We start from the raw sequence: 24580 nt of genomic DNA on the forward strand, positions 1-24580 counted from the left end.
GAAAATGCAAAAATTTTTAGCTTTTAACATAAAATTAGCAAAGCAATAAGAATTCTAATCCGTGATTTGCCTCTTCAACAATTTTTCTAACTTTGCGCCGAACATTTAGAATAATCATTAAACCCTCAATCTAGCATGTCAAAATCATATGACGTAATTGTTATAGGCAGTGGCCCGGGAGGCTATGTTGCTGCTATCCGTGCAGCCCAACTAGGACTGAAATCTGCGGTAGTAGAGCGTGAATCTATAGGAGGGATCTGTCTTAACTGGGGATGTATCCCGACCAAGGCTCTTTTGAAAAGTGCTGAAGTCCTGGATTACATGACTCATGCCAGTGATTACGGTCTTAAGGCCAATAATGTGGGATTTGATTTCCCAGCTGTTATTCAAAGAAGTAGAGGTACTGCTGACACAATGAGTAAGGGAGTAAACTTCCTCCTGAGAAAAAATAAGGTTGATGTCCTGATGGGGCATGGCAAAGTTAATCCTGATAGAAGCGTTTCTGTAAAAGATGCAGATGGAAAATCGGAGACTTATACTGCCAAGCATGTTATCCTTGCGACTGGAGCCAGAGCACGTAGCCTTCCCAGTATGCCTATCGATAATGAGAAGATCATCGGCTATCGCAAAGCTATGACCCTGGAAAAACTGCCTAAGAAAATGGTTGTTGCCGGATCAGGAGCTATTGGGATGGAATTTGCCTACTTCTACCATACGTTGGGCACTGAAGTAACCATCGTTGAGTATATGGACAAAATCCTGCCCAGAGAGGATGAGGATGTTTCCAAGATGATGGCCCGTATCTATAAAAAGAAGGGCATGAAAATCATGACTTCTACCGAAGTAACAGGAGTAGATACCTCAGGCAAAGGAATCAAAGCTACTATCAAAACTAAAAAAGGAGAAGAAGTCCTTGAAGCAGATGTTTTATTATCCGCTGTAGGAGTTGTGGCAAATGTAGAAGAAATTGGACTAGGTAATCTCGGAATCCAAATGGAAAGAGGCCTGGTAGTGGTAGATGAATTTTACCGCACCAATGTTGAAGGTATTTATGCGATCGGAGATATGATTCCCGGACCTGCCCTGGCGCACGTTGCTTCTCACGAAGCGCTACGTTGTGTTGAGAAAATTGCAGGCAAGGATGTAACTCCAATCGACTATGGAAATATTCCTTCTTGTACCTACTGTCAGCCAGAGGTTGCATCCGTAGGAATGACCGAAGCTCAGGCTAAAGAAGCAGGATATGAGTTAAAAGTGGGTAAATTCCCATTCTCTGCTTCGGGAAAAGCTACAGCAGCCGGCAAAAAAGATGGCTTTGTAAAAGTGATCTTTGATGCTAAATACGGTGAATTCCTGGGAGCCCATATGCTGGGAGCTGGAGTAACGGATTTGATAGCTGAAGTCGTGGTGGCGAGAGATCTTGAGACGACTGGTCATGAGATCATCACAGCTGTACATCCTCACCCAACTATGTCAGAGGCTGTAATGGAAGCAGCTGCAGCTGCCTATGGAGAAGTCGTTCATCTTTAATTGAGAAGAGTATAGAAACAAAAAATCCCGCTGAAATTCAGCGGGATTTTTTTTTGAGCGAGAGACGAGATTCGAACTCGCGACCCCGACCTTGGCAAGGTCGTGCTCTACCAACTGAGCTACTCTCGCTTAAGGGTTGACAAAAGAATGCAATTCTTCGCTTATCTCCAAGAATTTTCTCAAAAAATTTAGGCTTTTCTTATTCCTTCGAATCAAACAAGAGGCTTTTAAAATAACCTTTGTTGATTAGGTAGTTCAAAACCCAGTATCCAAAGTAGGTTACGAGGAAAAGGACTTTAAGATTCAGGATGAATGCGAGGAGAGATCCTGTAGCAGCAATGAGATAAATACCAATAAATGGATAGAGGTATTTTTGGGATTTATTGGAAAAAAGGAGACAATCTACAATTTGACCCAGGCAGTAGATACCAAAACTTGCAATAAGGATGGGCCAACTTAGGGTAATGAATGCAGTGAAGGTAGATATCGCTAGTGCAAGTGAAAGCACCAGGCTCAATCTGAACCTCTGATCCATTATTCGTGGCAACATGACGATGCTGGTAGCACCAGCATTTAAGAAAATGAGAGAAGCAAGCAAGTAAAAGGCTATAAGGGCCATCAGTTTAGCAGGTATTTGTTTTTCCCCCTCTAAATCAGGCAGCTGTAAACTACCTGACATTTCTCATTATCACCTAAAACTACCTTTATATTAGGAATTAAACATTCACAGTATTGTAGTCTTACTTACTATAACGGAGAAACTTTTGATTTAGTAGCCTTTTAACCTCATTACTATGCTGAATGTTTTAAAATTGGTGGCTTGGGGTCTGTTTCTCCCCTTGCTAATGCTCCCACACGCACTATTTAGCCAAGCCTGTTGTTCTGGAGGAGTACCCATTTCCAGTAATCTGGGATTAGGAGCTTCTACTGCCGGGACCTTTCAATTTCAGCTTACTTATGACCATAATACGCTGAAAGACCTCCTCGCATCCAGTGAACGCCTGGATGACGATAGAAGAACCCGTAATACACGTTCTCTTATTTTAGAGACAAGCTATGATATCAATCAGGCGTTTTCCGTAAGCGCCCTCTTTTCGCTTGTCCGGCAGGAGCGAATCATTCTTACTCAGGCCAATACCGAAGATATTACCATAAATAATGGCGTAGGAGATGGAATCGTTCTCTTACGCTATAATTTCTTACATGGAGAAAAGCATCCCGATATTGATTTTATGCTCGGAGCTGGACCCAAATTTCCTTTTGGGCAAGCCAATTTCACAGATGAGCGAGGAATTACCCTGCCCGCAGATCTTCAGCCCGGTACAGGTGCCTGGGATGCAATCATATGGACGAATTTTAATCGCAGAGGCTTGATGCGGGATAATCTTTCTTTTAACGTAAGTGCTACTTATCGCTTAACAGGAACTAATCCGGACTACAATGGGAGTCTCGCCTATAAGTTTGGTAATGAATTTCAAATTCAATGGGGGGTACAGGACAGGTTTCTCATCGGAAGCCTGATCATTGATCCTATTATCGCTTTTCAATATAGAACTGTAGGGGTAGATCAAATAGATGGAAACAGATTTGAAAATACAGGAGGTCACTGGCTAAACTTCAGGCCCGGCCTCAACTTCAATTTAGGACAAAATTCAGCCCTCAGACTCACGGGAGCTTTACCGATATACAGATACCTCCAGGGAACACAATTAAGCACCAGTTACCGCTTCGCTATCACCTTTTATCAAAGTTTAGGCCTGCAGAAAAAAAATGATTCCCCCTTCAAAGGCCTGGCAAAGTGAAACCTACTAACCCATAATCAATGAACATTATTAAAAACACTGGCTTTTTCTTTCTACTACTGATCCCTTTACTCTTTTCTTGCGAGGAAGGAGAATCAGAATGGTTGGTACCCAGAGATGAAGTATTTGATGGCGGACCGGGTAAAGATGGAATTCCTGCGATTGATGAACCTGCATTTCTGGATGTTTCTGATGTAAATTTCCTGGACGATACAGATTTGATAGTAGGATTTAAATCCGGAAATGAAATCAAAGGCTATCCCCATGATATCCTCGACTGGCATGAAATCGTAAATGACAAAACCAATAATATCGCCTATTCTGTTGTCTACTGTCCGCTTACCGGATCTGCTACAGGCTGGGACAGAGTTATAAATGGAAAGGAAACTACCTTCGGAGTCTCAGGCTTACTTTACAATACCAATATCATTCCCTACGACAGAGAAACAGATAGCAATTGGTCCCAAATGGAGCTCAAATGTGTAAATGGCAAACTCTCCGGAAGTGATCCGGGCAATTATTTATTGATAGAAACTAGCTGGAAAAGCTGGAAGGAACTTTTCCCGAATTCCCAGGTCCTTTCTGCCAATACCGGCTTTAACAGACGCTACGGACAATATCCTTATGGAAGCTATCGAACGGATAATGACCTCTTCTTTTTCCCCATCAGCAATCGTGATGATCGCCTTCCTGCCAAGGACCGGGTTTATGGAATCGTGGTCAATGATAAATCCAAAGCCTTCCCTTTTACAAACTTTTTCTCGGGTTTAAGTGTTGTAGAAGATGAGGTCGGGGGTCTTCCTGTAGTAGTTGTCGGAGATGCAGAGAGAAATTTTGTGGTTGGTTTTGAGAGAATGACAGCAGATGGAAGCCTCTTAAATTTCAGTGCCCTCAATGGAGAAGGGACCAATGTCATGACTGACAATGAAGGTAATACCTGGGATCTTTTTGGGTATGCGACCAGTGGTCCACGTGCAGGAGAAAGACTACCAATCGTCAGAGGCTTTATTGCCTATTGGTTTGCCTGGGGAACCTTCTTCCCCGATATCGAAATAAGAAATTAGAATGTTTACTTGAATTAAAGGCCAGTCACCCGCTAGGGGCTGGTCTTTTCTTTATGAAAGGGCTTTTAAGGCAGAGATTGCAGCTCTGGGATCATCTGCTTTGAAAACATAAGAACCAGCGACCAATACATCTGCTCCTGCCGCCAATAATGCGGGCGCTGTTTTCAGGTCAACCCCACCATCTATTTCAATGAGGGTATTCGTTCCTGCCTTTTGAATCATTGATTTCAGTTCAGCGACTTTATGAGGGATATATTTGATAAATTTTTGTCCCCCAAAACCGGGATTTACAGACATCAACAATACCAGATCTGCAAGATGAAGTACATGCTTCACCGTATCTACTGGCGTAGCAGGATTTAAGGCAACTCCACTTTTCATCCCTGCATCACGAATCGCTTGCAAAGTTCTGTCCAAATGAACTGTTGCTTCCTGATGAACGGTCAGGACAGCAGCACCAGCTTCCTGGAAAGCGTCTATATACTTTTCTGGCTCTACTATCATCAAATGAACATCCACCGGCTTATTCATATGTGCTTTTGCAGCTTTGAGAATAGGAAAGCCAAAAGAAATATTGGGAACAAATCGACCATCCATCACATCAAAGTGTAGCCAATCTGCTTCTGAATCATTTACGATATCAAAAGCATCCTTGAGATTAGAAAAATCAGCTGCAAGTAAGGAAGGTGCTATTAGTTTTTTCATTCAGTAATATTCATTGGGAATTAAAATAGGTGGGATCCCAGAACATTCGTCGAGTAGCAGGAAGCAGAAAGTATATGAGAGCCGCAAAACACAGAATGCTTAGCCCTCCATTTATAATAATCGATTCTATATAAGAAAACTGACCTTGAGGAACTGAATCCAGGGTATTGCTAACAATGCGGAAGTCCATGCGGGTTTTGAGGTAGTAAACCATGAAGCCAAAGAAACCACTTAAAAAACCCAGAAGAAGTACACAGATGCTCCAGCCAAATTTTGTAAACAATCGAGCTGAAATACCTAGAATCAACATAGCCAATGGAAGATTTATGGCGGACAAATCGGCCCGAAATTTATCTTCACCTCCAAAGAGACTTACCAATTGCACATCACAATATGCCCAATCAAAAATCTTGCAGGAAAGGCCTAGAGGAAACAGGACTATTCCAATGCCCAACAAGATTGAAGAAGCAAATTCTATGAACAACACATCTGACTTAAAAATATCCGCTTTTTGCTCTTCCATATAAGGAATCAACCGTATGGGCTGGGTTTTTCGTTCAATTTTATAGCTACTTGGCTTTGAGAGAACAAAAAAAGGAAAAATCCCCTTATCAGACAAAACAAATAATTATCCAGCTGGATTGGCATTTTCCTTGTTTTTATTTGGATTAATTCTAAACTGTACCTAACATTACATCGATTTTCGGGTTATATGAGCATGGATCCTATAAATATCTTCATAGCAGACGCAGCATTCCTTGTGAGAGAGGGTATAAAGGCGGTGATACGGGATAAAGACTATATGAAGGTAGTTGGAGAAGCCGTCCATTCCGACGAATTAAAAAAGAAGCTTAAAGAAACCGCTTCAGATCTTGTTATCATCGATTATGAAGCCTCGGATTCTTTTGATGTAGATGACATCAAACATGTCATCCACCAAAATCCAGATACCAATGTACTTGTGATCTCTACTGATTATGAAAAAGATCGGGTTCTCAAGGCAATCAATTATGGGGCGAAAGGCTTTTTGTTGAAAGAATGTGATCAAACAGAAATATTGGGGGCCATTCATGCCGTTTCCAAGAATGATAAATTTTTCTGTGGGAAAGTTCTGGATATCATTTTGGAAAGAAATACTCCCAGCTTCAGCAAAAGCATAGATGACAATTGCGACCCTACCCTACTTACGCATCGGGAAATTGAGATCGTGAAATTGATGGCAGAAGGATGTCCGGCTCAGGAAATTGCTGACAAACTTTATCTAAGCATCCATACGATCTATACCCACCGCAAAAATATCATGCGCAAATTAGGAGTAACAACTGCAGCTGAAGTCATTCTCTACGCGATCAATACTTCCCTGATCGAAGCCAATTAGGCTAACTCCCGAATTATTTTTTGAGTTTTTTCCAGGTCTTCCTCATGAAAATCGAGGTGAGTAACCATGCGTATATAACTTTTCCCAAAAGAAGAGGCCAATAAACCATTATCCTTTAGATTTGTCAGGACTTCGTTTCTTCCGTAACCTTCTTCTACCTCAAAAATGACAATATTGGTCTCAGCAGGCAAACTGGCTTTTACCCAATCCTGCTCCAATAAAGTAGTTTCTATGCTTTTGGCTCTTCGGTGATCTTCAGAGAGTCTTTCTATATGATTATCCAGGGCATACAATCCTGCAGCTGCGATATAACCCGCCTGCCGCATTCCTCCTCCCAGGCGTTTCCGCACCCGATCCGCTTGTTTGATATCTTCCTTGCTTCCCACAAGTACCGAGCCTACAGGGGCTCCCAGGCCTTTGGATAGACAAACAGAAATAGTATCAAAGTATTTTCCATAATCAGAGGCCTTATCTCCACTTGCTACAAGTGCATTAAACACGCGTGCACCATCCAGATGAAGCCGCAAAGCATATTTTTTACACACTTCAGAGATGGCCGCTATATCTTCCAACTGGTAATAGCATCCTCCTCCTTTATTACAGGTATTTTCTAGTGAAACCAGGCTGGTACGTGGATAGTGAACATTGTCTTCATTGACACTTTCTTCAACCTGTTCGGCTGTCAGGCGCATACGATCTCCCACCAAAAGTCGGGCGCTTACCATAGAAGTTGCAGCCATACCTCCCCCTTCATACAAATAGATATGAGAATGCTGATCACAAATCACCTCATCTTGTGGTTGGGTAGAAATTTTGATTGCAATTTGATTGCACATGGTACCGGAAGGACAAAATAAAGCAGCTTCTTTCCCAAAGAGTTCAGCCAATCTTTCCTGGAGCAAATTTACCGTCGGGTCTTCTCCATAAACATCATCTCCAACAGGAGCTTTTTGCATACTTTCCAACATCTGGGCCGTTGGACGCGTCACTGTATCAGAGCGTAGATCAATCATGAAAAGCAAAAATGAAAATTTCGAAAGGTGAAGGTAAGTAATAATTCATATTTGCCTAAATATCAATTATATTAATATCATGAAGGATCCATTCAAAAAGCTCGGTGATGTCGTGCAGGGGAAAAGAGAGATAATCCGGGGGAAACGCCTCACGAAAAAGAGAGGAAATTTAACCGGAGTTTGTGCGGGAATCGCTGATTATCTGGAAGTTGACCCCGTGCTGGTTCGGGTAGGCTTTATTGCTGCCTCATTCTTTTCCTTTGGAGCAAGTATTGTTGCATACCTGGGGCTTTCCGTTTTTCTCCCCAAGGATGAAGCGGAGAAGTGGGGGCCTAATCACTACACCTACGATGAGCATGAAAAATTTGTCGAGGAACAGTTCCTCGAAGAAAAACAGGTGATTAAAACTTCTGACCCTTTGGCTGGTACCGCATTGGAAGTTTGCCCAAATTGCGATACAGTTGCTAAACCAAATTCAAAATTTTGCCATAAATGCGGAACGATGCTCTAACAGAGAAAATACAGCTAAAAGGACTTTATTCTACAGAATACGAGCACCCCTTTGATCGCCAATCGCTTGACAAACTGGAAAATACCCGTGGACTGGAAATGCTCACGAACAGGGTGCTTGATTACGGTTTAGAAAAATACCTCCATATTAAACATACCGGAGATAATATCCGGGTTGAAAAGGAGACCATTCCAGAGATTTATGATATCCTCATCGAAGCCTGTCGAATTCTTGATATGAGAGATGTGCCGGAATTGTATATCAATCTGGAAGACAAAATTAAATCATTCACAAGTGGCGAAAAGCAAAGGATCATTGTCCTGAGTAGTGGAGCCATCGATCTTCTCAATTCTGAGGAGCTTCTTTTTCTTCTGGGTAGAGAATTGGGCCACATTCGAAGCAATCATGTGCTCTATCGCATGATGGCTGATTCTCTGACGATCCTTTCTCAATTGATCAGTGATGTTACCCTGGGTCTTGGAAATCTGGTTACCATGCCGCTAAAAGTGGCCCTTATGCACTGGTACCGTATGTCAGAGTTTACTGCAGACAGAGCAGGTCTTCTCTGCTGCCAGGATGTAGATGTGGCGGCACAGGCATTGATCAAAATGGCAGGACTACCCCTAAAGTATCATGGCCGGGTAAAAACGGAGCACCTTCGGAAACAGTCTCATGATTTCGACAAACTGGAAGCCGGGAATTTTGATAAACTGATCCGCTTTGTTGCCAGCTATGAGAATTCACATCCTTTCACCATTATCCGAGCCTCACAGCTTTTTACCTGGATCGAAAGTGGGTCCTATATGAATATTCTGAATGCTCATGGCCAAAAACGATTGCCAGTAGATGGTATATGCCCGAATTGTACAGCATCCTATACTACAGAGGATGCATTCTGTACCCAATGTGGACAAAAGTTAACTTCCGAGGGAACGAAAGAAAACCCGGAGAAAGTTGATCCCCTCAGCGAATAAGATACGAGGATTGACTTTACTGAAGATGATGCCCGGTCGCAAGCTTACTTCGACTGATTTCATCGTCAAATCCTTTCTACGGTCAGATAAAAAGATAAATTCTAAATCCGCGAGATAACGCTTGATGGTTGTCTGTAAAAATACGTCTCGACCTTTGGCGTTAAAGCCTTTCAATCCACATTGTGTATCAGTAATGGAAATCCGCATGAAGGTCCTTGCCAGGAATCGAAGAAATTTTGAAACCTGAATGCGAAGCCAGGGCAAATGGGAATAATAAGAGCGGTCCTTTATCCCTATGGCTATATCTGTTTCCTTCTCTTTCAGCAATTGAAATATTTTGAGGAAACTTGGGGTTCGGTAAGGAAAATCTATATCTGTAAAAATGCAAATAGCTGCCTTTGACTTTGAAACACCCGAGCGCAAGGCAGCCCCTTTCCCCTGGTTAATTTTTATATCCAGAAATTCGAAAAAGGGTATGCTATTTCGCAATTTTTCTATGTCCTCAGGCAGTAAAGCTTTTGAGGAGCCGTCATTAACCAAAATGAGGTGAATCCTCTCCTCTGGCAGTTCTTCTACAATTTCTTCATAGCCCTCAATCACACGTTCGGCCCATTCCTCAGCAGGATTGTAACAGGGGAGAACTATATCAAGACTTGCGTTCAAATTAGCAGGATTGATTGGCTAGGGTTTGGGAGGCGAAAGGTAGTAATTGTTATACATCAGTTTCGCCTCAGCATTCTCAAGGGGCAAATATACATCAATTGTTTCATCTCGTATCATGATTGAGCCTGCAATCGGAGAATTACCCTGTAAGTAAATTACCGCTTTATTGCCCGGAGATTTGAGCTTGAATCTATAATCTCGTCTTAGCCAATTTTTGTATACATTCATTTCGAAAAGCATCCCTTCATCCAGGTGAAAGATTTGCTTGTCATCTTTGTCAAATTCCTTGAAGTTAAAAGCAGGGAAACCCGCTTGCGCTTCTTCTATCTTAGCCCACACAGAGACTTCCATCCAATTAGTATCCGGGATATGATTTTCAAATAAGATCAGAGGATCTCGTTTAGGGCCGACCCGTTCATGTTTGCCCAAATCAGCGAAATCTCCTTTTCCAAAATCTTCAAAAAAGAACCAGGAACTATCGCTTAGGTAAAATTGATCCTGACGAAAGAGGCTGTCTTTTTCAGCTTCGAAACGAGAGAGAACTTCGGGTCCTTTACTAGCCAAATCCTTCAGTTCCAATTTATGTAATGAGTAATTGCCTCCATCATGAAGCAGACTTGCCTTGGCCAATAATTGTTGTTCCGGCCAACTGATAGGAACATTCTCATGTTTCAATACCAAAATGGGCCGTTGATCTGGCATATCCTTGATGATTTCCTTCTCTACGTAGTCGGAAGAAAATAGCTGGACCAGTTTAGAAGAATTGGCCATAGAGGTACGGGACATACTCCCACAAGCCATAGGCAAACCTGTATGATAAGCCAATCGATATATTTGTTCTGTAATGCCAAAGGTTGTCCATTTAGGCACAAATTTCTCCGAACCAATATTGAATACGGGAACGGGCAAAGCAGCTTGAAAGTCCTCAACCTTCATTCCTGCCTCTTCTATCCAGGCTTTATAATCCGGGGCATCGTGTATAAAAGCATTTCTACCTCTATTGCTTTTTACGATATCCGCATGAATATCCGCATGAATTCCCGCATCCCAGAGCCAGAATACCAATCCAAGAAAAAGAATCCATGCTCCTATATTGCCCAGAGACTTCATTTTAAGCCTGCGATAAATCAAATAGAGGTATACAGCCGCATACATGGTAAAAACCGTGTAAAAGGCCCAGGCAAAGCGTCCAAGGGATCGAAACTGTTTCAAAGGTGGGACCAAATCTACCCAAAATGGATGTCCCCATTTTATGGGCATGGCCATAGCAAAAATCAACAGCCATACAGAGGCCCAAAGTGCGATCCTCATTTCCCCAGGCAAAGCAAAACGGGTGATTCTCTTCCATCTTTTTCGCCAGCCATAAGCAATCATACGTGCCAGGGTAAGGAAGAAAACGGCTGTAGCTGTGAGTCCCACATATGAGAAAGCTTCCATGCTGGGATTCTTTCCGTGAAAGAAGCGATTATAGGCTTCATATAGAGGCCCTTGAACCGGCATGAATACCGTATGCCAATGCGCTTGATAGGATAAAATTCCAAATGGATTGGAAGGCCTGTCTTCTATGGGATCAGTGATCCACAAAAAGCTTTGGATAATCAGTACAGGGATCAGCAGAAAGAGAGTAGCTCGTGCAAAGCTTAGTCGCGCATCTTTTTTCTTTTGTCTCCATCTTTTTAATCCATACAGCCCCATATAAAGAAAAGAGAAAAGGGCGCCTATCAAGAGGTAATAGGCATGAACAAGGCCAGAAGCACTAAGGTAAATCAGAATCAAAGCCGTATAGAGCCATTTCCTCGAATCCTTTTGAGTCAGCTTGATGAGGAGCAACCACAAAATGGGAACGAAGCAGGTATAGGCCAATGCATAATGCCCGGCAAACCGATGGATCTGTGGACTTAGGAGAGCCAATAAGATAGATAATGGAATAGCATACACATGAGGCAACTGAAAATGCCGGGCTATCCGATGCAGGACCAACATTGAAATCAGAATGCTCAGGAAAATCATCCCATTGAGTATCCCAACGGTTTTATCTGCTATGGGAAAAATAGTATCGTCCCACCAATTGAGTATCCAGGAAATAATGGGCTGATTATCTGTAAACAACACATGCTCTCCATAGGGATAATTCATCCCGCTAAAGTGAACCCCATGATCATATTTGATAAACCAGGCAGGAGTAAAGTAATTTTTGAGGGCATCCAGGCTCCCTCCCAGAAGGAAGTTATTCGGGTTCCAAAAGGCATCAACGAAAATCCTGTCCAGGACATAAATTCCCAGTATCAGGAGGATAATCGTAGGTAAGTATTTTTTGATCCTTTCGGCCACGTTCATAAAATAAGCTCAAAGGTACATCACAGCTATTTAGGGGAAAAATTATGGATGAAAAATATGTACATTCGCAAAAAAGTAAATTTAACACACATGACTATTCACAAGTTAAACAACCAGAAAATCTCAGTATTTATCCTTGCTCTTTTTCTTTTTGCAACAAGCTGTAAAGGATCAAAAAAAGTAGCTGATGTTCCAGCAAAAGAAGAAAGCGGCATACTTCTCCAGGTAAATATGGAGAAAGGCCAGTCTTTCCGGTATAAGCAGGACATCAAACAGCAGATCAGCCAAAGTATCATGGGAATGGAAAATGAAATGTCCCAGAACATTGGTTTTGGTTTTGAAATGAGCGTGGTAGACGTAATAGATGGAAGACCCAAAGTAAAGGTAAGCTATCTTTCAGCTTCTTATATGATGGACAATCCCATGATGCAGGTAGATTTTGATTCAGAAAAAAGCATGGAAAATGTTCCGGATGCAGCTTTGGGTGCCGCAGCCCTGATAGGATTAAATTTCTATGGCTATGTAAATAAAGAAGGTAATTTGGAAAATATGGAGGGCCTGGAAGCATTTCAGGAAGGTCTGATTGAAAACATGCGTAAGCTAAATCCAAATGTAAATGAAATGATGGTAGCTGCCATGAAGGAGCAGTATTCAGCAGAGAAAATGCAAGAAAGCTTTTCAGGCCTAAGTGCATTCTATCCCAAGACCCGTGTTAATGTAGGAGATAGCTGGAACCAGAAGATGTCTATCAAGACTACCTTCGAAATGGATCTGGATACCGATTATACTTTAAATAAGGTGGAAGATGGAAAAGCCTATTTAGGAGTAAATTCTCGCCTGACAACCAATCCCGATACTCCTTTGGAAGTGCAGGGAATGCTATTGTCTTATGCAATGGAAGGCGACCAAACAGGAGAAACCATTGTTGATTTGAAAACAGGCATGGCCATCAGTTCGACCATCAATCAGGACATAAATGGAATCATGACCATGGAAGGTGGGCAAATTCCTGAACCAACTGAAGTACCTATGGGGATCAAGTCTATAACGACTATTACCTTGATTAAATAAGGGTTAAGCGAACGAGAACTCAATCAAGCTAATTGAGTTAAGAGAAGTTCAAGTGCAAGTGTCAAATTCAAGCACAGGCATTCGCCTTAATTGAATTTGTACTTGATACTTGCAATTGAACTTTATTTCAGCGCTGAGTGCTAACGGAAGAATTTCTCCACTTTATGAATGACCGTTGGCAGCGTAAATACCACTACCCTGTCTCCTGCATGTATTTGCGTATGCCCATTTGCGATAAAGCCCTGAGCATCCCGGATTACACCCGCAATAATGGCATCCTTTGGAAAATTCAAGTCCTTGACCGGATATTTGGTGATTCGGCAGCCTTCATGGACAATAAACTCCAGAATTTCCGATTCCACATGATGCAAGCTGGTTAAAGCCTCCACTTGCCCTCCCCGAACATGTCGGAAGATGTTATTAATGGTGATCATCTTCTTATTGATCAGGGTATCTATGCCTATGTTCTGGGAAAGGCTGATGTAATCAATGTTTTCCACCAAAGCTATCGTCCGTTTCACGCCATGGTTTTTAGCTACGAGGCAGGAGATGATGTTGGTCTCTGAGTTTCCGGTCAGGGCAATAAATGCATCCATTTCCCCTATTCCCTCTTCCTCCAAAAATTCCACATTGTTCCCATCTCCACAGATCACCATGGTTTCAGAAAGCTCATCTGCAAGGTCAAAGCATTTCCGCTTATCTCCATCAATGAGTTTGATCTTATATTTATTCTGGGTCCATTTAGCAAATTCTCGCCCAATAAGGCTTCCACCAAGGATCATGATGTCTTTGATCTCAAGTTTCGTCTTACCCGACAATTCTTCCAGGCGAGTGATGCAGGCGGGCGAACTGATGAAGTACACATGATCCCCTGCCTTAAATAAATTGGCTCCACGAGGGATAATGGTTTCGTTTCCTCTTTGGATAGCCACAACCGTAAACTTAAAATCCGGATATTGTTTAGCAGCTTTAATGAGATTCAATCCTACGAGAGAAGCATTTTCTTCCAGCACTACTCCAGTCAAGGCCAACTTCCCATCTCCAAATTCAAATGCGTCTGTCAAATTCGCTCTTTCGATCAGGCGCATGATCTCCTGTGCAGCCAGGTATTCGGGAAAAACCATGGAGTCGATTCCCAGGGTTCTCAAATCCAGGGCTTCTTTTTCGATTTGAAACTCAGGATTGAAAATTCGGGCGATGGTTCTTTTGGCTCCGAGATGTTTTCCAATAATTGCCGTAGTGATATTGGTTTCTTCTGAAGAAGTCGCTGCTATCAATAGATCAGCTTCTTCTATACCTGCTTCCTGAAGCAAATTGATAGAAATGGAATTTCCCTTTATAACTCCCACATCAATATGGGATTCTGCATAGGTCAATCTTTCCTCTGCTCTATCTATAAGAATGATATCGTGGTCTTCATGGGAGAGCATTTTTGCCACATGGAAACCGACTTCTCCGGCTCCGGCTATGATGATTCGCATATTATCAATAAATAAGAAGCCAAATTTAATCAATCAGGAGATATTTTTCAGCGGACTAAATTGGAAAATAAGAACCTTACATAAGTCGAAATTTTTTTATTTCCCATTCAAACCTCGCTTTTGACGGATCGCGCAAGCAATTCAGTGTTTAGTCAGCGATTCCTCCATATACCCTCCTACATCCTTACAAGGGACTTTTTTGGCAAGATTTCCTTTACGTACTTTACATTGTAACAGCGAGGAAATATAGGGTTATAAGAATGCTTATGAAAAATCAAACACCAGTTGTAGCAGGTCCTTGCAGCACAATCAGTATGCGCCAACGGAGCAAGTACCCTACAATAAAAACAATAGCTGAGCGGCCCAAAAACAAACAAACCGAGCCTGTGTTCGAAGTCATTTTTAGCCATCCCAGGAGACTATTTTTACTCCCGGCTGAAAATCAGGAATCAGGCTCATGAAATAACCAGAGATTATAAGCACTTTCTTTGAATCATGTGTTGTCAAAGTAGCACCTCGGTGCTACTTTTTTTTTAATTAATGAAGAGCATTTCTCTGTATTTAGGCAAAGGCCAGATCTTATCTCCGACTCTCCCTTCTAATTCATCCACTTTATTTCTAATCTCGTCAAAAATGGGCAAAATTTGCTCTGTATAGCCTATAGCTATTTCCTTAACATACCCCCGTCGTTCTATGCGATTTCGGGTAACTCGCAGGCTCTCCAGCGAACTAAAGAGTTCTCCAATTTTTTCCCCAATCAAAACTGACAAATCCTCCTGTACAGAAAGTGCCTTTCTACCGAGGCCACTTTCCTGTCCCATCCGCAAACTTTGCAATAAATCTTTTTGGTATTCGAGGGCAGCAGGAATGATAGATGTCTGTCCCAGTTCCTGGATAATATCCGCTTCTATCCGGATTTTATTCAAATATTCTCCCAACAATACTTCATAGCGAGCTTCAAGTTCGTCAGGAGAAAGAACTCCGGTTCTATTGAAAAGTTCCTGGGAGTTATCTTTCAGAAAGCCTTCAAGGCTATAGGGGGTCTTCCCTAATTTAACCAGGCCTCTTTTTTCCGATTCTGTAATCCAACTTAGGCTATACCCATCTCCATCAAACAATATGTGATGACAAGATTGCATGTATTCTTTAAGTATGTCCAAAATTGCCAGGTCCAGATTTCTTCCTCTCCGCAGTTTAGCGTCAACCCTTTCTTTAAATTCAATTAATTGGTCAGCAACTGCCGTATTGAGCAGGGTCATGGTCTGGCTGCAATTAGCCGAGGCTCCTACGGCCCGAAACTCAAACTTATTGCCTGTAAAGGCGAAAGGAGATGTTCGGTTGGTATCGGTATTGGCAATTAGCAATTCAGGAATTTCACTGATTCCCAGACGGAGCAACTCATTGATGGGCTCATGCTTCCGCTTTCGCGGAGGATTTTCCAAATCCGAAAGAATCTTGGCCAAACGCTTCCCGGTAAAAATGGAAAGGATAGGCGGAGGCGCTTCATGGACGCCCAGCCGTCGATCATTTCCTATGGAAACAATACTTGCTCCCAAAAGCTCTGCATGGTCGTGAAAAGCCTTGATCACGCTAACGAAAATCGCCAGAAAAAGCAGGTTTTCCTGAGGATCACTTCCCGGAGCAAGGAGATTCCTCCCTGTATTGGTTTGCAAGGACCAATTGCTGTGTTTTCCAGACCCATTTATGCCGGCAAAAGGTTTTTCATGCATGAGGGCTGCCATATTATGCTTCTTAGCGGTCCTATCTATGAGATCTGCCATCATCAATGAATGATCAATAGCGATGTTTAAATTCTCATGCCAGGGTGCACATTCAAATTGACTGGGGGCTACTTCATTATGCCGGGTCTTTAAGGGGATTCCCAAACGATGGCATTCCAGTTCCAATTCATTCATGAAGGCAAAAGCCCGTTCTGGAATGGAACCAAAATAATGATCATCTAATTGTTGGCCTCGAGCGGAAGCTGCCCCAAATACTGTTCTTCCACTCAACATCAGGTCGGGTCGCAGATGATAAAAGCTACGGTCTATCAGAAAGTACTCCTGTTCAATTCCCAGGGTAGGATAAACACGGCTAACCTCTTTATCAAAATAATTACAGACGGCTGTTGCTGCCTTATCTAATAAGGCCATGGATTTCAACAAGGGAAGTTTATAATCCAGGGCTTTACCTGTATAGGAAATGAATATGGTTGGGATACAAAGGGTTCTCCCATAGGTGGTTTCAAAAATGAAGACCGGAGAACTACAATCCCAGGCGGTATATCCTCTTGCCTCAAAGGTACTTCTGAGCCCTCCGCTTGGAAAAGAAGAAGCATCGGGGTCCTGTTGGGCCAATTCTTCACCCGAAAATTTATCTATGGGTTCTCCTTCAGTCAACTCCAAAAAAGAATCGTGTTTTTCAGCAGTTCTTCCTGTCAGGGGTTGAAACCAGTGCGTATAGTGCGTCGCTCCTTTATCCAGCGCCCAGGATTTCACCGCATTAGCAACTGAGGCTGCTATATTTCTATCCAGAAACTCTCCACTTTGCATACAAGATTGCAGCCGCACAAAGATGTCATTAGAAAGATACTCTTTCATCTTTCTTTGATTGAAGACATTCTCCGCAAAGATCTCACTGGGCCTGGGAGTAGGCACAAGTGGCTTTCTCCTTGCTCGTTGCTGGATTTGTTCTATCGCCTTAAACCTGGGATTCATAGGGCTAAAGAAATGAAAATAAAGGTAAAGATAAAAGCGTGGAAAAGGCTGGGCCTTATCCACGCTTCATTAAATCTTTTATTCTTCATCAACCCCCACTTCCGGCATCTATAACTTCCACCCATTGCCCTTTGACGCGAGCATTGATGGTTTTGTCATACATAGCCTCACAATTCGCTCCGGGAAGGTAATATTTCCCCAGATAACTGGCATTGAGATTGACTTTGAATGTCGCTGACTTATTTTTTGAAAGATCAAAGAAGGTATACACACGATCATCCCTGATGTCTACATATTCTGCTTTGGCAGCATCCTGACTTTGTGTACCATCCATTCGGCTATTGTGAATTTCCCATCCCGAAGGGAAGATTTGAGACAATGCCAATTCCTGATAGAATCTTCCACTAGGATTACTCACGCTTACTTCCGCTACAAAATCTGTCCCTTGTTCCAGGCGAGAAGGATTGATGGTTTTTCCATTCAGGTCTTTATAACTAACAGATATGTTGAGTTTGTTGCTGGCACTGGTTTCTTCTCCTATGCGCGGGATTCCATCCAGAATCAAGCGAGCGTACATAAAGGATTTCGTCTCATTTTTGAATTCGACATTACCTTTTTTGACCTCTGCCATTTCAAGCTGCCAAACAGGTGCATTATAGTCTACTTCGGTCCATGCTCCTCCATTGATCCGGTAGGAGAAATTAAGCTTGGCAGAATTATTCTTCTTGCCTATGTATTCTGTAATTCCAACTAAACTATAGGCAATCGTCTGGGTACTCATCCACCTTTCTTTATCACTCAATGCATCTGAAAGTTTCTTCAATAATGGTTTCGCATACTCCCTTTCATCCATAATGCTCAAGACTTGCAACATAATCCCATAATCCCGGGTGGCACTTCCGTAGGAGTATCCAAGTTCGCGATAGTCTGAGATATCCATAGGCAGGGACCTGACCATTTTCCGGGCGACATCCCTTTGCCCTGCCAGATAATAAGCTCCAGCCAAATGCCATTTAGACATTTCTTTGAGGTTTTTGAGCTTGCGCATACGGTTCATCGCTCCTAATTCGGGCTTACCGGCATAAGCGAGCAAGAACAAGCGATAGGATTGGTTCATTTGTTGCCATCTGCTATCGCCCTTCCATCCTTTTGCCATATCCTTCTGAAATCCAATCCAGTCTTCAATCATACCAGAGGGCAAGGTATAGCCAGCTTGTTTAGCTTCGAGCAAGAAATTCCCTGCATAATTGGTTCCCCACTGATTATAGTAATAGGAACCCGGCCAGTAAGAAAGACTACCATCGCTATTTTGGAAACGAGTCAATCGCTGGATACCTGCACGGATATTCTTATCGATTTCTTCCTTTTTCTTCTCATCCAATTTCATCAGTCGGGCCAAATGAAGCTGAGGGAAGACACTTGAAGTTGTTTGCTCTACGCATCCGTAAGGATATCGAATCAGGTATTTCAATCTTCTTCCCAAATCCAGGGGAGGAATAGAACTCACTTCCAGGTATCCATTATTGGTCCCGCGCATGCCCACCGGACTGTAATCTTGCTTCCAATTGCCTTTTGCATCCATAAACTGTGCATATACATTGGTTACGCGCTGGTTGGGATTGCGAACTTCTATATCTGTTTCATAAACAGCAATTTGAGAACCTGAACGGGCAGTGATTTTGATATGATCCATCCCTAACGATCCCAACACACCCAAATCAAAGACGGTCATTTTTTCGCCTTGCTCATTGAAGGTTAATTGTTGGGTATCTTTTCCATTTACCAAGACTCTTTTTCCGGTTTCAACTTTGATGTTTACATTTTTGATGTTGTCTTCCATCGCAAAAACCGTAACGGGTAAGGACAGGTTTTCTCCTGGTCCCAATACTCGTGGTAAAGTACCCAAAACCATAAGAGGTTTCTTGACTGGTGTAGCTTTTTCAGTTGAACCGTAAGAACCTTTATCCGGATCAGCAGCAACAACCATAGTTCTCACTGAACCAATATAATTGGGCATTTCAATGCTGTGGGTCTTAGTTTCACCGGCCTTCAATTCAAAAGGCCCGAGAAATTTGACGACCGGGCGGAAGCGATCCTGTTTCTTGGCTCCATCAACCTCTTCACCAGCACCTCCACCAATACTCAAGAGACTCTTTATGGCTCCTCCATAAGCACCCAAAACATGATCGTATACATCCCAGGTTTTCACATCCAGGGCTACTCTTTTATAGAAATTACTCCAGGGATCGGGCGTTTGGAAACGGGTAAGATCCAGAAGTCCTTCGTCTACGACAGCTACAGTATAAGTCATCGCTTGTTGACTTTTTTCACTTACGCGTACTGCAAAAGTCGAATTGGGTTCCAGGCTATTAGGCATGGAAATAACAGGCGAAAGATGCGTTGCGGGGTCCTCTACTTTGATAGGAATCACGCCATACATCCGAATTGGTAAATCATTGGCGGTTTGAGCATGAGGTTGAATCAAAGTAACATTGGCGTAGGCATTGGGAGCCATTTCAGCAGTAGTAGGGAAACTAAATTTCGTAGTCCCTTTTACCGCATCTACCCAATAAGCAGCTACCACTTTTGTCCCATTTTCTATACTCACCAGTGCACGTCCGGCTTCACCACTTGGTATACTCAAAGTTACCTCCTGCCCAACAGCATATTTTTCTTTGTCAGCAGTAAAGTTCAGCATTTGGGCTCCTCCTTCATCTCCCGGTCTTGATCTTCCTGCCCAGGACGGCCAGTCTACATAAACAATCTTTCCTGTGATATGCCCTTTCCCATCTTCAACTCGAATAAGATATCTTCCCCATTTATTTTTATCGACTTTGAAGGTCCAATTGGCTTTGCCATTTATGGTCGTAAGATTGGTTGTTTTAACCTCTTCTCCATTAACTTTCCCTCTATAGTTCAAGAGATTTTCCCGTGATCGTTCAAACCACCATCTCCAATTGAGTTTATAGATGGTCAATTTTACCGAGCTACTTACAGGTCTTCCATCGGCATCTACGGTAGCTATTTCGATATTGTGATTTTCATCTGTCACTAAAGCACCTCTCCATCCTCTTCCCGGAGGTGTTCTAAGCCCTACATACTGAGCATAAGGCGAATAGGGAACTGAAAAGCGATCTACACTAAAAGCGCCTCCTGGCTCAAAGACCTTGATTTTGAATTTTGCATTCAATTTACCCGGAGCAACCAGATTATTCTGAATCTTTATAGGCACCCTTGCTTGTCCCTGATCATTTAGCGGACCATCAAAAAGGGTTACTTCTTCAGAATTCAATTTTCTCAGAGGATCATCAAAAGTAAAATTGGGATATTTATCAAATTTTGTTGTAGCTGGGCTTAAACTTACCCGAACATCAGATTTCAGGCTTTTCGCTATGGCTCCATGCAGCCAGCGAGCACTAAGATTACCATATTGCCCCGATTTGCCTTCGAGATAAGCCTTGTCAAAATCCAGGGCGATTTTGAGTCGATTGGGCATGATGGTCTCCACTTTTACGGTCTTTTGGAAACGGGCACCTCCGACATTCACTTTGGCCAGGTAATTACCAGTAGGAGCATCAGCTGCTGTACTGGTATGGAAAGTATAAAAGCCATTAAGGCCTTGTTTCCTGCTGATCTTTTTGATCCGGGTTCCTCTGGAATCATAGAGTTCGAAGTTGACTGGATGATCATCCGGAAGGCTATTGCTTTTATCTTCTAAAATGAAATTCAGGAAAATCGGATCACCAGGTCTCCATACGCCTCTTTCCCCATAAATAAATCCTTTAACCCCTTCATAATATTTTTGCCCCTGCGTATCGAAGCGGCTCATAGAAAGAGACTGTCCATCATCCATGCGGAGATAGCCTCTTTGCTCACCTTTCTTTGCAACTAATAAATAAGGATGTTCGGAGTGCTTTACCTCTACCATTCCCTTATTATCGGTGGTAGCTGTATGGATGAGGCGCTGTTGGAAATTGTAGATTTCCAATTTCACGCCAGAAATAGGATCAGTAGTCTGGAGATCTGTAACTACATATAAAGAGCCTTCACTTCCTTTCTTGGCAATCAAACCCAGATCAGAAGCCAGTACATTCCTTTTTATGATGCGGCGATTGGTGTAAAAGGATACATTACAGGGGTTGTCTCTTTCTCCATAATCATAATAGTAATCGTAGTCATCGTAATAATAATATCCATTACTATTGCCTGTGGTCCAGGTTTTATCCAGGGCCAGCATGTTTTTCTCTGAATCTCCGTTTTCCTGTTCGCTACAAGAGTAAAAGGTATAGGATTTCCTGAATCCTAAAGCGACTTCATAGATAGCTCCCGGATCTGTATCAATCAAATCACTTAAATCCAGGGAATGGCGGTTCCAGGTATTCAGGTCCAGTTCTGCGTTTTTATCCAGACGAATGCTTTTTTCCAGAACTTTCTCTCCCACTCTCTTCAACTCCCGACTTTCATTCAGATTGCTGACCTGCAAAAACTGAGGAATATTATCCTCTTGAATTTTTATAACTCGTACATCAATTGCCTTGAGGCCTACTGCTTCAAAAATAAAAGGAAGCCGTTCAGATTTAGGCAGGATTACCCCTTTCCCAATAAGTCTCAATTCAGGTTTGGTCTCCGTGAATATGACTTTACTCTCGTATTCCTGATCCAATGCATCTCCCAGAGCATTCTTGATTCCGGGATTTATTTTGAGGTCAACAGAACCTTTTACATTGCTTTTAGGGAATACTTTAATCCGATTCTCTTCTATGCTAAAGTTTAGGTTAGTTTTCCCCATCTGAATCAGACCGGATAAATCCTGCTTAGGGGCGATATTATCGGAGAACTCCAATACGACATATTGCTCCGGCTTGACATAGCTATAGGTATGCATATGGCGAAACTTCCCGACTGCGGGAATTTCTATTTGTTTTTCGCCTTTCTTTTCAATGCCCAGTTTTTTACCACTCCAAAGTAGATTCAGAAAGTAGTTTTCTTTCTTTCTGGGAACAGAGTCGATCACAAAGCTGTGTTCATTATTATCCGCATCATGTTCCCATTTGATTTTAACTCCATTTTTCTCCTCCGTTCTTAATAGTTCTTCCACCAGGTCCGCTTCGGCGAAATCAACAGTTCTGATTACGCCACTTAATTCCTGATAAGCGGTTTTGCCGGATTTATAGCTTCGCGCACGGGTCAGTTCGAGTTCTATCCCTTGCTTCATACTTGCAAACTGAAATTCCAGTTCGGGCAAAGCTTTCTGCATATCAGCATGAATCTCATGAAGATTTACTTTGGCCATATAAAGCTGACCGGAAGGCAGTTTTTCATCGGGTTTGAATTCGAGGGTACGAGCATTTTTCCATCTATAGGTACCCTTGATCTCCGGATAAAATTCCAAGAGATCATTTTCTTGCCAAAATTCGGGATCTTCATTCTTACCAAAGTCTTTTGTGAACTGAATCTGGATATTACTGCTACGGCTGATTTCTCCGGCAGTAAACCCCTGAACATAGGTTTCCAGTTCTTCATTAAATCCATGGAATTCCGGTTGGCTGTGCTTTCCAGCGAAAATTAGTCCTGCGATCATCAAGGCCAGGGCTCCCCCGGCGATTAGATAAGTGTGAAAAGTGCGTTTCATAATACGGAGTTTAAATCATGCTGTGCATTGCTGTTTTTCAAATTAGCGATTATATATGGCAGACAAAATACCACTTGATAAATTGGCATTTTGACTGTGTGAGAATTCGCCTTGACTTGTTGAGAATTCGTAGTATTCTTTGAATATGCGTGTTGTCCTATAAAAAAGTCAATGATTTACAGCAACATTTGGGCTACCAAATAATCTGCGACCACGATGGCCAAACAACTGTAAACTACTGCTTTGGTACTAGACTTTCCTACCTCTAAAGCTCCACCCGTAGTATAAAATCCCTGATAAGCAGAAACTGAGGTAATCAGGAGTCCAAAGGTAAAGGCTTTTACATACATCACAATTACCTGATAAGGATCATAAAATTCCTGCATCCCTCTAGTAAACTCTATCTGCGTTACCGAACGGGTAATTTCTCCTGCCAGCATCCCTCCCATATGTGCTAAAAAAGCTGAAACTGTAACGAGCACTGGCAGCGCCAATAAGCCCGCGATGATTTTGGGGAGGATGAGGTATGCACTTGAATTCACCCCCATCACTTCTAAAGCATCTATTTGCTCGGTAACCCGCATTGTCCCTATTTCAGACGCAATTTTTGATCCAATTCGACCGGCCAGAATGAAACTTAGAACCGTCGGAGACAATTCCAATAAAGAAGTGGAAGATACAATGGAACCGATAATATAGGGCTGAACAAAACTCGATACCAGCTGATAGGCGATCTGGTGGGTAGATACTGCTCCAATAAAACTGGAAATAATAATCACGATAAACAAACTCCCTCCAATGAAGGTAGCCAATTCTGTGATGGTCAATTTATAATACACCTTGAATCGCTCAAGGTTATTAAACATTTTTCCCATCAAGAGGAAAAAGCGGCCGATATGATAAAAGAGATTTGTCAAGGTGTTTGGGATCGCTTTACTGAACACGAAAAAACTAAACTTTAACAAGGCTTGCAAAGTAATTTCTTTACCTTTAACCTCATGAACAGGAAAATCTTTATTTCGGGCGCCTCAAAAGGCATAGGATTAGCTATTGCCCGAAAATTTTATCAGGAAAATTTTGAAGTAATCATTTGTGCCAGGGGGAAAGAATCTCTGGAAGCTGCCAAAAGTGAGATGCCTAAGCTCCATACCTTCGTTTGCGACATGTCGGACAAAGATGCAGTCAAAGCACTAGGAAAAACCTTAAATGAGCAATTTGGCAGACTAGATATCCTGATAAACAATGCAGGTGTATTTTTACCCGGACAGATTCATTCAGAAGAAGATTCGGTATATGAAAGCATGATGCGCACCAATATCGACAGCGCTTATTTCATGACAAAGTCTTTGTTACCTGCCATGATGGAGGCAAAAAAAGGCACCATTGTTAATATGAGTAGTGTAGCCGGGATCAAACCTTATGAATATGGAGGGTCCTATGGTATCTCAAAATATGCGATGCTGGGATTCAGTAAAAATCTAAGGGAAGAGCTCAAACCCCATAACATACGCGTGATTTCTTTGATGCCTGGCGCGACCCTGACTCCCAGTTGGGATGGATTTGATGCTCCGGAAGAGCGATTTATACCTGCCGAAGATATAGCAAAGATAGTCTGGAATGCCTGCTCCCTCAGTGAAAGGACGGTAATAGAAGATATCGTTGTCAGGCCAGCTTTAGGAGATTTGTAATAAATCGAGTCGGG

18 protein-coding genes and 1 tRNA gene are annotated in these 24580 nt (G+C 42.4%); 8 read left to right on the top strand and 11 right to left on the bottom strand.

All coding sequences use genetic code 11. The features are described 5' to 3' along the window. The first annotated feature begins 135 nt into the window (after positions 1 to 135). Complete coding sequence (gene lpdA, locus R8P61_12295) at positions 136 to 1530, top strand: dihydrolipoyl dehydrogenase (GenBank protein ID MDW3647840.1); 1395 nt, start codon at positions 136 to 138, stop codon at positions 1528 to 1530. A gap of 56 nt (positions 1531 to 1586) precedes the next feature. On the opposite strand, the gene R8P61_12300 is transcribed toward lpdA, so the two are convergent. Then, a tRNA-Gly gene (locus R8P61_12300) sits at positions 1587 to 1659 on the bottom strand. A gap of 70 nt (positions 1660 to 1729) precedes the next feature. Then, complete coding sequence (locus tag R8P61_12305) at positions 1730 to 2209, bottom strand: hypothetical protein (protein ID MDW3647841.1); 480 nt, start codon at positions 2207 to 2209, stop codon at positions 1730 to 1732. A 115-nt stretch (positions 2210 to 2324) separates the two neighbouring features. Here R8P61_12305 and R8P61_12310 point away from each other — a divergent pair, with 115 nt between their 5' ends. Beyond that, positions 2325 to 3332 carry a hypothetical protein gene (locus R8P61_12310; GenBank protein MDW3647842.1) on the top strand — a complete coding sequence of 336 codons (1008 nt, stop codon included), beginning with the start codon at positions 2325 to 2327 and terminating at the stop codon, positions 3330 to 3332. A 20-nt stretch (positions 3333 to 3352) separates the two neighbouring features. Further along, positions 3353 to 4396 carry a DUF3179 domain-containing protein gene (locus tag R8P61_12315; protein MDW3647843.1) on the top strand — a complete coding sequence of 348 codons (1044 nt, stop codon included), beginning with the start codon at positions 3353 to 3355 and terminating at the stop codon, positions 4394 to 4396. A gap of 51 nt (positions 4397 to 4447) precedes the next feature. Here the strand turns inward: R8P61_12315 and rpe are convergent, their stop codons facing one another. Then, the gene (gene rpe, locus R8P61_12320; protein MDW3647844.1) at positions 4448 to 5101 is read right to left on the bottom strand and encodes a ribulose-phosphate 3-epimerase; all 654 of its coding nucleotides are present in this window, start codon (positions 5099 to 5101) and stop codon (positions 4448 to 4450) included. Between the two features lie 10 nt (positions 5102 to 5111). Continuing rightward, positions 5112 to 5624 (bottom strand): hypothetical protein, encoded by a 513-nt coding sequence (locus R8P61_12325; protein MDW3647845.1) that lies wholly within the window; start codon positions 5622 to 5624, stop codon positions 5112 to 5114. Between the two features lie 195 nt (positions 5625 to 5819). Here R8P61_12325 and R8P61_12330 point away from each other — a divergent pair, with 195 nt between their 5' ends. Beyond that, entirely contained in the window at positions 5820 to 6479 is a 660-nt protein-coding gene (locus tag R8P61_12330) for a response regulator transcription factor (GenBank protein ID MDW3647846.1), read from the top strand. Here the strand turns inward: R8P61_12330 and R8P61_12335 are convergent. Beyond that, positions 6476 to 7492, bottom strand: coding sequence for a GntG family PLP-dependent aldolase (locus R8P61_12335; protein MDW3647847.1), 1017 nt, complete (start codon positions 7490 to 7492; stop codon positions 6476 to 6478). The genes R8P61_12330 and R8P61_12335 overlap by 4 nt on opposite strands. Positions 7493 to 7571: 79 nt before the next feature. Here R8P61_12335 and R8P61_12340 point away from each other — a divergent pair, with 79 nt between their 5' ends. Beyond that, the gene (locus R8P61_12340; protein MDW3647848.1) at positions 7572 to 8003 is read left to right on the top strand and encodes a PspC domain-containing protein; all 432 of its coding nucleotides are present in this window, start codon (positions 7572 to 7574) and stop codon (positions 8001 to 8003) included. Further along, complete coding sequence (locus R8P61_12345) at positions 7985 to 8977, top strand: M48 family metallopeptidase (protein ID MDW3647849.1); 993 nt, start codon at positions 7985 to 7987, stop codon at positions 8975 to 8977. Before R8P61_12340 ends, R8P61_12345 begins: the two co-directional genes overlap by 19 nt. Here the strand turns inward: R8P61_12345 and R8P61_12350 are convergent. Together R8P61_12350 and R8P61_12355 are read right to left on the bottom strand one after the other, a co-directional pair. Then, positions 8921 to 9640 carry a glycosyltransferase family 2 protein gene (locus R8P61_12350; GenBank protein ID MDW3647850.1) on the bottom strand — a complete coding sequence of 240 codons (720 nt, stop codon included), beginning with the start codon at positions 9638 to 9640 and terminating at the stop codon, positions 8921 to 8923. The genes R8P61_12345 and R8P61_12350 overlap by 57 nt on opposite strands. Positions 9641 to 9658: 18 nt before the next feature. Next, positions 9659 to 11977 carry a hypothetical protein gene (locus tag R8P61_12355; GenBank protein MDW3647851.1) on the bottom strand — a complete coding sequence of 773 codons (2319 nt, stop codon included), beginning with the start codon at positions 11975 to 11977 and terminating at the stop codon, positions 9659 to 9661. Between the two features lie 90 nt (positions 11978 to 12067). Between R8P61_12355 and R8P61_12360 the strand changes: the two genes are divergently transcribed. Continuing rightward, positions 12068 to 13048 (top strand): DUF6263 family protein, encoded by a 981-nt coding sequence (locus R8P61_12360; protein MDW3647852.1) that lies wholly within the window; start codon positions 12068 to 12070, stop codon positions 13046 to 13048. 140 nt (positions 13049 to 13188) lie between these two features. Here R8P61_12360 and trkA read toward each other — a convergent pair whose 3' ends face one another. From trkA to R8P61_12380, 4 genes are all read right to left on the bottom strand, one after another. After that, positions 13189 to 14529, bottom strand: a complete 1341-nt coding sequence (trkA, locus tag R8P61_12365) for a Trk system potassium transporter TrkA (GenBank protein ID MDW3647853.1) — start codon at positions 14527 to 14529, stop codon at positions 13189 to 13191. A gap of 533 nt (positions 14530 to 15062) precedes the next feature. Then, positions 15063 to 17246: a glutamine synthetase III gene (locus R8P61_12370; GenBank protein MDW3647854.1), complete on the bottom strand. Its 2184-nt coding sequence runs from the start codon at positions 17244 to 17246 to the stop codon at positions 15063 to 15065. Positions 17247 to 17334: 88 nt separating this feature from the next. Next, positions 17335 to 22878, bottom strand: a complete 5544-nt coding sequence (locus tag R8P61_12375; GenBank protein ID MDW3647855.1) for an MG2 domain-containing protein — start codon at positions 22876 to 22878, stop codon at positions 17335 to 17337. Between the two features lie 176 nt (positions 22879 to 23054). After that, positions 23055 to 23795, bottom strand: a complete 741-nt coding sequence (locus R8P61_12380) for an ABC transporter permease (protein ID MDW3647856.1) — start codon at positions 23793 to 23795, stop codon at positions 23055 to 23057. 81 nt (positions 23796 to 23876) lie between these two features. On the opposite strand from R8P61_12380, the gene R8P61_12385 reads away from it, so the two are divergent. Then, positions 23877 to 24566, top strand: a complete 690-nt coding sequence (locus R8P61_12385) for an SDR family oxidoreductase (GenBank protein ID MDW3647857.1) — start codon at positions 23877 to 23879, stop codon at positions 24564 to 24566. Positions 24567 to 24580: the final 14 nt, after the last annotated feature.

Source organism: Bacteroidia bacterium (genome assembly GCA_033391075.1).
GTDB lineage: Bacteria > Bacteroidota > Bacteroidia > J057 > J057 > JAWPMV01.